Source organism: uncultured Methanobrevibacter sp. (assembly GCF_900314615.1).
Classification (GTDB): domain Archaea; phylum Methanobacteriota; class Methanobacteria; order Methanobacteriales; family Methanobacteriaceae; genus Methanocatella.
In genome coordinates, this window is record NZ_OMWA01000005.1 from 42,126 (window position 1) to 54,896 (window position 12,771).

Genomic DNA, 12,771 nt, shown 5'->3' on the forward strand with positions numbered 1-12,771 from the left:
TTATTTCCTAAATCTTCTTCTAATTTCATTTGATCCAATTGCCAATAGGACTAATAACAATATCCATAGAGGATTACCTGTAGGATAATCGGACAAGCTTACACCTTCACCTGCGTCCAGTGCAATTTCGTGTTTACCGCCGTTGTCAGGTGTACCGTTATTATTTCCGTCAACAACTACTTCCACCATAGTGGTAGTTGAGTTGTATTTTGCATCACCGGAGTATACAACTATTGCATTATATTTACCAGCAGGCAGACCGTGGACTTTGATTACTGCTTTTCCGTTAACAACCTCAGTTGTGTATTTTTTACCGTCAATTGTAACAGTTACAGTACCTGTTGCGTCACTTGGAAGGTTAATTGTTATAGTTGAATCCTCACCGACTTTAACTTCATCAGCAGTAGCGGACATTGATGATTTTGCCTTTTCGACTGTGAATTTCACCACATCAGTGAATCCTTCGTATTTGGCGTCACCGACATAGGTTACTTTTGCAGTGTATTTGCCTGCATCAAGTTTTGGTATTACGACTTTTGCCTTACCGTTTACAATATCAGCATAATATCCTACACCGTTGATTTCAACAAGAACCTGTCCGGTTGCATCGGAAGGTACACTTACTGTGATTACTTCATCTTTTCCGACTGTAATGTCTTTTGGAGCTACCTTTTTAGTAGGTTCAACTTTGGTAACTTCGAATTTAACAGCAGTTGAATTTGATTTGAAGTAATCATCACCTTCATATGTGACAATAGCAGTCTTGTTTCCGGCTGTCAGATCAGGGATTGAAATTTGTGCTTTTCCGTCTTTGATTTCACCGGTGTATGTTTTACCGTCGATTTCGACAGTTACAGTTCCGGTGGTTTTTCCAGGAAGGTCGATAGTTATAACTTCATTGTCTCCAACTTCAATGTCTTCGGAGGAGATTGTCATAGGAGCATCTGACTTAGGTATGTCGACTGTGGATTCTGCATTTTTGCTTGCATAATTATTATCACCGGAGTATGAAACATCAATTTTATGGACTCCAGGTTTTGTTTCATCCAACTTGATTACTGCAGTACCGTTTTCAACTTTAACAGTATAGGTGTCGCCATCAACTTTTACTGTTACGTTACCGGTAGCGTCACTTGGAAGCACTACAAGTACGGTTCCGTTGCCCTGATCGATTACATCCATTGTTGTGTCGATTTTTGATACTGTAAAGATTGTTGTGTTTGTTGCAGGCAGGTATTTTTCATCACCGTTGTATCTTACACTTACGTAGTATTCGCCTTTTGGAAGACCTGAAATTACAAGTTCACCGTTTCCTCCGCTGATTGCAACAGTGTATTTGCCTGCGCCTTCAACTGCAGTTAATTTTCCGTCGTCAAGGTTGAAGTTGTATTCTTCACCATCAATGATTACAGTCACATTTCCTGTAGCGTCACTTGGAACTATCAGTTTGATGTTTTCGTTTTCACCGACCATGATGTTTGAAGCTGTTGGAATTACAAATGATTCAACTTTTTCGACATTGAATGTTTTTGTAGTTGAGCTTCCTGCATATTTGTCATCACCGGTGTATGTTACGTTTACGCTGTAGTTTCCGCTGCCTAAGCGTGGGATTTCAGCAACGCCTGTACCGTTTGTAATGTTTACATAGTATCCTACACCATCGATGTCAATTAATACCTGTCCGGTAGCGTCATCCGGAAGTTTTACAGTAACTTTAAGGTTATCTCCAACTTCAATGTCTTCGATTGTTGCCTGTACTTCGGTTGTGACTTTATCCACATTGAACTGTGCAGTAGTTGTATTTGCTTTGTATTTGTCGTCACCGTCGTATTTTACGAATACTGATTTTTTACCTTCTTTAAGGCCGTCAACAGTGAATGTTGCTTTGCCGTTTTCAATTGGAGAGGTGTATTTTTCTCCATCGATTTCGATAGTGATTGAACCTGTTGCTTTTTCAGGAACGTTTACTACAATTACTTCACTGTCGCCGACTTTGATGTTTTCAACAGTAACATCCAGTGGAGTGTCTCCCATCGGACCTGTTACTGTAGTGTTTATTGAAGCAGGATCATGAGTGTCATCACCGGAGTAGATGATTTCAACGTCATGTTCACCTGGTTCTACATTATCATCAAGGTTGATTATAGCTGTACCGTTTTCAACAGGAACAGTGTATTGTTTGTCTCCGACTTTAACAGTTACATTACCTGTTGCATTGTCTCCGACAACAACTGCTATGGTACCGTTTCCGGAGTCAATTATCTTCATGTCAGGAGTCTGTTTAGCTTTCTCGACAGTTAAGTTATCTATAGTATAGTTAGCAGCGTAGTTGTCATCACCAATGTATTCTACAGCAATAGTATGGTCGCCCGGAGTTAAACCGTCAACACTTACTACAGCTTTACCGTCTTTAACTGGTGCTGTGTAGTTTTTACCTCCGACACTTACAACAACATCACCGGTAGCATCGCCAGGAACAGTTACAGTAATTTCAACAGGTTCACCTTCTTTAGCTTCACCAACATCGATTTCTATTGGAGTTTCATACTTAGGACCTGTTATGTTTGTAGTAGTTGAAGTTGCATTGTGAGTATCATCACCAGAGTAAACAATTTCAACTTCATGAGTTCCAGGAGTTACATTATTATCAATAGTTACAACAGCTGTACCGTTAACAACAGTAGCGTTATACTCTTTACCGTCAACTTTAACAGTCACATTACCAGTAGCATTATCACCAACAACAGTAGCATTATCACCAACAACAACCACAACAGTACCATTGCCCTGATCAATGACTTTAACATCCGGTTTGATTGGAGCTTTTTCAACTGTGAAATTGCCAACAGTACTATTGGCAGCGTAGTTGTCATCACCACCATAACCAACAGCAATAGTCTTATCACCATCAGTTAATTCAGGAACAGTGAATGTTGCTTTACCGTCTTTAATTGGAGCAGTGTAATCTTTACCATCAACTGAAATAGTTACATTACCAGTAGCATTTTCAGGAACAGTTACAGTGATTTCAACCGGTTCACCTTCTTTAGCTTCACCGACTTCAATCTCAATTGGAGTTTCATACTTAGGACCAGTTATGTTTGTAGTGGTTGAAGTTGCATTGTGAGTATCATCACCAGAGTAAACGATTTCAACTTCGTGAGTTCCAGGAGTTACATTGCCATCAATAGTTACAACAGCTGTACCGTTAACAACAGTAGCGTTATACTCTTTACCGTCAACTTTAACAGTCACATTACCAGTAGCATTATCACCAACAACCCGTAATCCACAACTTTCATGTCAGGTTCAACAGGAGCTTTTTCAACTGTGAAATTGCCAACAGTATTATTGGCAGCGTAGTTGTCATCACCTTCATATCCAACAGCAATAGTCTTATCACCATCAGTTAATTCAGGAACTGTGAATGTTGCTTTACCATCTTTAATTGGAGCAGTGTAATCTTTACCCTCAACTGAAATAGTTACATTACCAGTAGCATTTTCAGGAACAGTCACAGTAATTTCAACCGGTTCGCCTTCTTTAGCTTCACCGACTTCAATTTCGATTGGAGCGTCACGTTTAGGAGCGGTTACGTTAGCTTTTACGCCAACACCGTCATGGTTATCATCACCGGAATAGATTACTTCAACTTCGTGAGTTCCAGGAGTTGAATTGTCTAAAGTAATTACAGCTGTTCCGTTTACAACTGTAGCATTGTACTCTTTATCTCCGACTTTAACTGTTACGTTACCTGTTGCGTTTTCAGGAACTACCACAACAACAGTGCCGTTACCTTGATCAATCACTTTAACATCTTCAGGAGTTAGAATTTCTTTTGCAACTTCTAAAGCAGTAGAGTAAGTGCTTGATTCATATTTGTCATCACCGTTGTATTTAGCTTCAACTGTGTAGTTGCCTGCATCTAAATCTGGTACGACAAGTACACCTTTACCGCCGGATACCGGAACAGTGTATGTTTTATTGCCGATTGTGACTGTTACATTACCTGTTGCGTCTGTTGGTACAGTGACTTCAACTACTGCTTTATCACCGTAAGTGATGTTGTCCACTTTAACTGAAACAGTTGAAGGAACGCTTTCAACTTCAAATGATTTAGTTGCTTTTTGTGAAGGATTGTATTTATCATCACCGAGATATCTTGCAGTCACAGTATGGTTTCCGCCGGAAATACCCGGAATTACAAGTTGTCCTTTACCATCAGTAATATTTACATAGTAACCGGTTCCGTCAACATCAACAAGTACTGGTCTTGTCACATCACTTGGAGCATTTACATTGATTATGGCAGTGTCACCGTCTAAAGTTACATCAAATGTTACTTCACTGTCATGTTTGGATACTGTAATGTTTGCTGTTGTGTGATTTGAAGCATAGTCACTGTCACCGGCATAGTCAACAGCAATTGTTTTAGTGCCGGCAGTCAGGTTTTCGATTTCAAATCTTGCAACACCGTCAGTTATATTATCAGTAGTGTATTTTACACCGTCAATTTCAACAGTTACATTTCCTGTTGCATTTTCAGGTACAGTTACTACTACAACAGCTTTATCGCCGACTTTGATGTCTTCAACACTTACATCTATCGGTGAAGTGTATGTTGGGATATGTACTGTTGCTTTTTGAGTCTGTCCGTCATGATCATCGTCACCGGAGTATGTTACATTAATTTCGTGAGTTCCAGGAGTTGCGTTGGTCAGTGTGATTACTGCAACACCGTTTTCAATTGTAGCGTTATATGTTTCATCGCCGAGTTTGATTGTTACGTTACCTTTAGCGTCTTCAGGCAGTACTACAACAACAGTCTTGTTGCCTTTGTCAATTACTTCCATTTCAACTGTGTCTTTTGCAACTTCAAATGTTGCTGTGCTGTTGCTTGGCATGTATTTGTCATCACCGTTGTATTTAGCTTCAACAGTGTAGTTTCCTTTATGTAATCCTGAAACAGTAAGGTTGCCTTTTCCGCCGCTTACAGCAACAGTGTAAGTTTTGCCTGCAACTTTAACTGTGATGTTTCCTGTAGCGTCTTCAGGTACATTGAATATAATTACTTCATTGTCACCGTAAGTAATGTTCTGGGCTTCAACAGTTACAGTTGAGTTGTTTCTGTTTACTTTAAATGCAGCTGAATCAGCGGATTTAGCAGTGTAGTTTTCATCACCTAAGTAAGTTGCAACTACAGTGTATGAATCTGAAGGCAAGTTGTTGAGTTCTAATACAGCTTTACCGTCGGTTACATTAGCATAGTAATGCTGATCGTTAATGTCAATCAGTACTTGACCTGTAGCGTTTTGAGGAACTGTTACAGTAATTGTCTGTTTGCCACCGACAGTGCTGTTCTGGATTTCAACTGATACAGGAGCGTCAAGTTTGGTTACTTCAAATGTTTTTGAAGTCCAGTTGCCAGTTAAGTTCTTATCACCATCATAGATTACATTTACACTATGATTTCCTGCAGCAAGTTTTGGAGTTGTGAAGTTAGCTCTGCCGTTTGCAAGCTCAGCAGTGTAGTTGACACCACCAATGTTAATTGTAACATTGCCTGTTGCATTAACGTTGCCTACAGTAATGTTGATTACCTGAGTTTCACCTACTTTAATGGAAGGTTCTACTTCAACGTCAACAGTAGTGTTCTGTTTGCCTACATTGAATACAGCAGTTTCAGTTGCTTTGTTGTAGTTTTCATTTCCGTTGTAAGTTACTTCAACAGGATATGTTCCTGCATCAAGACCTCTTACTTCCAGAGTTGCTTTACCTTCAAAGTCAGGAACGTCCCAGGTGGATGCTCTTAGAAGCACTACAGTCGGACCGTTTATAATAACCAATCTTTCTTCACCGTCGACTTTGATTGTGACGTTACCTTCAGCATTTACATGTACAACAATGTATTCGACACCGCCGTAGACAATGTTTTCAACATCTATTGTAATTTCAGGATCTGCCTTTTCAACTTCAAATTCGGATTCTATTTCTTTTGTAGTTACGTTTGCGTTTCCGTTGTAGGTTGCTTTGACTGTGTAGTTGCCAGCACCGAGTCCACTTACAGGAAGTGTTGCAACACCATTAATAATATCTACAGTCTCAGATGCCATTCCTTCAACTTCAAATGTTACTGTTCCTGTTGCGTTTACATATGCATTGATAGTTGTAACTTCTCCGTAGGTTACATTTGCAATTTCAATGCTTAAATCAGCACTGCCCTGGCTTACTGTGAAGTTGGCTTTGGCAGTTGCAGCTGTGTATTTCTCGGTTTGCGGAACATAAAGTGTAATGTTGTGTTTGCCTGCAGCCAATCCTCTGACTGTGAGGTTTCCTTTACCTTCTGATATGAATGCTGTGTAGTTTACACCGTCAATTTCGACTTTGACCGCTGAAGTTATGTTTTGAGCAGTTTCGAATTTGATCAGTTCATCATCACCGTATGTGATGTTAGTGCCTTTTACACTAGCCTCTGTATCAGTTCTGGTTATTTTAAGAACCGCTGTGGTACTGTTTGCAAGGTACTTGTAGTCACCGAGGTATGTTGCATTGATTTGATATTCACCTGCTTTAAGACCTGTGATATTGAATCTTGCAACATGGCTGCTTACATTTGCATACAGGTGTTTGCCGTCAACATCAAGCAGAATTATACCTGTTGCATCGATTTCATTGAGTGTTACTGTAATATGTTCGATTTCACCTACTTTGGATTCAGGCACTTCAATGACGAATGAAATTGGGTTTTTCTCTACAGTGAAGTGTGAATGTACGGATGATTCATCGTACCAGTGGTTTCCATGGTAGGTTACTTCAAGTTCATATTCTGTTGCGTTAAGGTTAGGAATGTGGACTTCGAGATTGTCAACTGTAGTGTTGTATTCATGTCCGTTTACCAAGAGTGTAATGTTTCCGAATCTTGCATGTTCGTCAAGGTCAATTCCAAGATAGATTATTACATCTCTGCCCACTGTAGAGTTGTCAATTTGAACAATTCTGATTTGTGAAGCGATTTTTGATACAGCAAATGAAGTTGAACCTTCATGATATGTTGTTTTTGTACCATTGACTTCAGCAAATACTGCCTCTACATCATATGTGCCCGCTTCAAGCAATGGAAGAGTAAGGATTGCTCTGCTTACTTCACTACCTGGTATAATAGTTACGTTTTTCCTTACAAGTTCTCCTGTAGCGTTTCTTACAATGATTGTAACTTCGCCTTCATGGTTTCCGACAATTGTTACGGTAACTGTACCGTTTTTATCGACATCAACGTTTTTAGCAGATACTGTGAGTTTTCCACCTGTAGAGTAGACTTCAAATGAAGTTCTGTTTTCGCTTGCAAGATATTTGTCATCGCCGAGGTATCTTGCAGTCACGTTGTATACTCCGACTTCAGGAGTGTATATGTGCAGGATTCCTTCGCCGTCATTTACATATATTGTGTATGTTTTGACGACTTTAGTTCCGTTCAGGAGAGTTAGCTCAACTTTACCTGTTGCATCTACAGGTACTTTGACTGTTATGTTCATGTTGGTTCCGTTAGGAATTATTCCATTTCTAGCTACAGTTAAATTAATAGTTGATGCAACTTTATTGGCTTTAATTACAGCAGTATTGTTAATGCTTGAAAGGTATTGGTCATCTCCAAGGTAAGTTGCAGTTACTTTGTAGGTTGTGTTTTTAAGACCTGCAATTTCAACTGATCCTTCACCATCAGTTAAGTTGACTGTGTAGTTATTGCCGTTTACATTTACAACCACATATCCTGTAGCATTTACAGGAACTTTTACAGTTACTTTAGTGCTGTCTCCAACATTGATTGGTGAGACGACAGTTACGTTTACCTGTGAAGCACGTTTGGTTACTGTGAAGTCTTTTGTAGTTGAGTTGGATTCATATTTAGCATCACCAGCATAACTTGCAACAACAGTTCTGGTACCGTTGGACTTGATTTGCACTTCAAATACAGCTTTACCAGTAGTAGGGTCTACTGATTTATTGTATTTGATACCGTCAATTTCAATAGTCACATTACCGGATACTGCATTAGGAACAGTTACAGTAATGACTGCTTTGTCTCCAACTTTAATAGGATCAACACTAATTGAAATCGGAGTAGCGTGTCTTGTAATGTAGAATACACCGGTTGCAGTCTTATTAGCATATTTGTCATTGCCGAAGTAAGCAGTAATATTATACTTACCAATTCCTAAACCTGTTTCGTTATTGAATACTGCTTTACCCTCTTTAATTGTAGCAGTGTAGTTTACACCATCAATTTCAATAATAACTTTACCTTTAGCATCAGATGGAACGTTTACTGTAATATTGGTTAACTCATCAACTTCAATATCACCGGCAGTAATGTTCAATTCATAATCTGAAGTCTTATTGGCAGTGAATTCTGATGAATTTGTATCAGCTGTGAAGTTCTTATCACCAGCATAACTTGCAACAGCAGTGTAAGTGCCGTTTTCTAAAACATCAGTAGTGAATACTGCAATACCATTTTCATTAGCTTTGATGCTGTAAGGTTTGTTGTTTACAGTTAAAGTCACATTTTCTGTTGTTCTTGGGTCAACTTTCACGATTACAGTTGCGGTTTTACCAGATTCAGAAATCACTTTGATAATTTCAACATCAGGTGAAATCTGTTTGACTTCAAATCCTTTGTTAACTTTATCAGTATTATTTACATTGTATTTACCGTCACCAGAGTAGTTAGCATAAACTGTGTATTTATCAGCAGCTAAACCTTCTACGATCCAGTTGACTTTACCTTTAACAATAGGTAAAGTAATAGATTTTGTTTCATTAATTCTGATTGTGATAAATCCAGTAGCATCAGATGTGATTGTTACAGTAATGTTTGCAGCCTGACCGTAATTAATATCTTTAACATCAATGACCATTGTAGTATTGATTCTATTTACTCCAAATTCTTTTTGAGCGGATACTTTAGAGTTATACTTATCATTACCTGCGAATGTTGCAACGACTTTAATTGTAGCATTGTTAACAGGAATGTATTCATAAGTAGCTTTATCAGCATTTGAAACATGTACAGTGTAGTTTGCACCGTTGATTGTAAATATCACATCACCAGTTACACTTGCATTTAAGTTAGCTGTGAATGTTACAGGGCTGCCTACCACAATGGTTGCAGGATTAGTAGTGTCATTAACGCTAATTGTTAAATTATTTTTAACAACTTTGAATGAAACAGATGTAGTGAAACCAGTGTAATTTTCATCACCATCTAAAACGGCAGTTATAGTGTAGTTGCCTTCACCTAAACTACGTCTAAAGTCATGGATAGTCGGATTAGAATTGTATGTTGTGACATAATTACCGTTAATGTAAATATCAAGTTTTCCAGTAGAGTTAATCACATTAAATTTAATGTCTATGTCTTCACCAACCACATAGATTGCTTTTGCACCATCAATAGAGATAAGTGAATTGTTTGGAAGGACAAGGAATTTAACAAAAGTGGAAGTTACATTATTGTTATAATCATCACCTGTGAAGAATTCGACTGTAGCGTTATGAATGCCTCCAGACAATTTGGATAAATTGACAGTGGCAACACCATTCTCTACGGTTCCAATGAATGTCTTTTTACCGACAGTGATATTTACTGTACCATTTGCATTATTTCCAATGACAATGTTGGCAACGGCATCTTTAGGATAAGTTACATCATCAATAGTTACATTAATGGAAGGAGTAACTCTAGTTACATTGAAGTTTACAGTTACTGATTTAGTGTTATAGTTATTATCACCATAGAATGTTACGTTTGCAGCGTATGTGCCTGTTTTGAATTGACCGATGTTGATTAATGAGATTACAGTATCATTGTATCTGATATCACCAGATACGTTAACTGATACATTACCTGTGAAGTCACCAGGAACAGTTATAACAATGCCAACATTCTCTTTGACAGTTACATTCAATCCAATAGCACTTGCATCCAAATCAGCTGCAACAACATCTAATGAAACAGTATCATTGCTGCTTGGCAAGTATTTATAATCACCAGTATAAGTTACATTTACCAAGTAGTTTCCAACATTTAGGCCAGTAGCATTGAATTTACCTTTACCATTCACAATGGCAACAGTGTAGTTCTTACCTGCAACATTGAGAACAACATAATCATTTATGGAAGGATTCATAGTAACCGTAATAGTTGCAACACCACCATAAGTCACAGGACCAACAACACCTACATCAATTGAAGTAACAATCTTATTGACTTTCAAGGTTACCGGATTGGAGATGCTTTGAACGTATCTTCCATCACCTGCAAATACTGCATTGATAATGTAAGTACCATTTGCCAAACCACTTAAAGTGAAGTTGCCTTTACCGTTGACAAGACCGACAGTATGGTTTGATCCGTTGACTTTAACTGTAACAATGGCATTAATACTCTGATTTAAAATAATTCCGATAGTAGCATTATCACCGACATATATTGAATCATTATCTATAGTAATGGATAATGAAGTAACTATTTTATTCACTAATAATGTTTTATGTTCAGAAGTGTTGGACTCATATTTATCATTACCCTCAAATTTCGCATAAATATCATAAGTAGCATTGGCTAAATTAGTAACGTAGATTTTTCCTTTACCATCAACAATAGCAACCTCATACTTTTTAGTATCGCCAGGAGCACCAACCATTAAGAACACAACTCCATTAATGTCTGACTCCATAGTAACTTCAACATAAACATCATCACCATCAATAATAGGGGACTTAAAGTCAATAGTCACAGGGGTTGTGAGTTTATTTACTTTAATTGTTTGAGTGTCGTTAATGCTTGAAAGGTATTGATCATCACCAATGTAAGTAGCATGGACATAGTAAGTTCCGTTACCAAGACCAGTAATGTTGATTGAACCAGCACCAGTACTGTTTAATTTAATAGTGTAATCTGTACCGTTTACATTAACAGTCACATATCCTGTAGCATTAGCAGGAACTTTTACACTAACAGTAGCATTATCACCAACATTAATTGTTGGAGTAACAGTCACATTAACTTGTGAAGCACGTTTGTTGACTGTGAAGTTAGCAGTTGTAGCATTGTTTACATATTTATTGTTTCCAACATAGATTGCGGTAACTGTTTTATTTCCATAAGTTACAGATGGAACAGTGAATGTAGCAATTCCATCAGCTGCAGTCACTTGTTCATAAGGTTTGCCGTTAATTTCAATAGTTACTTTTTCACCGACAATATCATCAGGTAAGTCTACAGTAATTGTTACAGTGTCTCCAACTTTAATGTTATCCTTATTCACAACAGTTATTGTAATTGGAGTTTCAACTTTGGATACAAGGTATGATGTGAATACAGTCTGATTAGCATATTTATCATCACTTAAGGTTGCGTTAACCACGTATCTGCCAGCAACTGTTTTATTCAATGTTAATGTAGCAACACCGTTAACGATAGTTGAGTTGGTTACTTTAGTACCGTTTACCCAAACTGTTACAGTTCCTGTAGCGTCTTTAGGAACATTTACAGTTATGGTAGTGTTTTGACCAACAACAACATCTACCGCAGTGACATTCATTTCATAATCTTGAACTTTAATTACTTCTAAACCTTGGACAAGAGTTTCAACTCTAGCAGTGTAGTTAGCATCACCAGTGTAGTTAGCAACAATGTCATATTTACCTACAGGTAATTTATCAACAGTAAATACAGCCACTCCACCAATAATAGGAGCAGTGTAATTCTTATTATTGACTGTAATGTTTAAACTACCAGAAGCGTCAACATTGATTGTGACTCTAACACTAGCATTGGTATTAGCATCAACAGTAATTCCTTCAATTGTAATAGTAGGAGTTGCTTTGGTTACATTGAAGTCTTTTTGAGCTTCTTTAATAGCGTATTTATCATCACCTAAGTATTTTACATATACTGTGTAATTTTCGACTCCTAAAATACCTGCATCGAAAGTGACTTTACCGTTGACTAAAGTGAACTCGCCTTTATCTGTTTCATTAATTCTAATAGTTATATTTCCAGTTGCACCAGGAACGGTCACAACAATAATTGTGCTTTCTCCATAAGTTACATTTTCAACATCAATAACAACTTCAGGAGCAACTTTAACCATTTCAAAGGTTTCAGTCACATTAGTGCTTGGCAAGTACTGATCATCACCAAGGTAAGTTGCATGTACATAATAAGTACCGTTTCCTAATCCTTTAATTTCAACTGAACCTTCACCACTAGTTAAATTAATAGTGTAATTAGTACCGTTAACATTGACAATTACATAACCGGTAGCGTTAGCAGGAACTTTAACACTGATAGTAGCATTATTGCCAACACTATCACCGGTAGCAGTCACATTAATTTGTGAGTTGCGTTTATTGACTGTGAAGTTAGCAGTAGTTGAGTTGTAATAGTATTTATCATCACCGACATATGCTGCAACAACTGTCTTATTACCATAAGTTATGGATGGAACATAGAATGTTGCATTGCCGTTTACAGTTACATTAGTTAATCTGATATTATTAATTTCAATAGTTACATTTTCAGTTACATCTTTAGGAACACTTACAACAACTTTTACAGTGTCACCAACATAGATGCTTGCATTGTTGAATATTGTAATGTTCATTGGAACTGAAGTTTTATTTACTGTGAATATTGAAGTGAAGTTCTTATGTTTAAATTCAGTGTCATTTACAGTAGCAGTAACTGTGTAAATTCCTTGTTTAAGG

Annotated in this window: 2 protein-coding genes (1 of these 2 cut by a window edge); both read right to left on the reverse strand. The window is 37.6% G+C overall.

The annotated features are described in order from the left end of the window. Entirely contained in the window at nt 1–3,255 is a 3,255-nt protein-coding gene (locus QZN33_RS02420) for an Ig-like domain-containing protein (RefSeq protein WP_296789221.1), read from the reverse strand. After that, nucleotides 3,252–12,771: the final stretch of an Ig-like domain repeat protein gene (locus QZN33_RS02425; RefSeq protein WP_296789223.1), read on the reverse strand. The gene runs 17,288 nt beyond the window's last position; the window shows 9,520 of its 26,808 coding nt (coding positions 17,289–26,808); the start codon falls outside the window, past its right edge — the gene reads right to left on this strand; its stop codon occupies nt 3,252–3,254. Before QZN33_RS02425 ends, QZN33_RS02420 begins: the two co-directional genes overlap by 4 nt.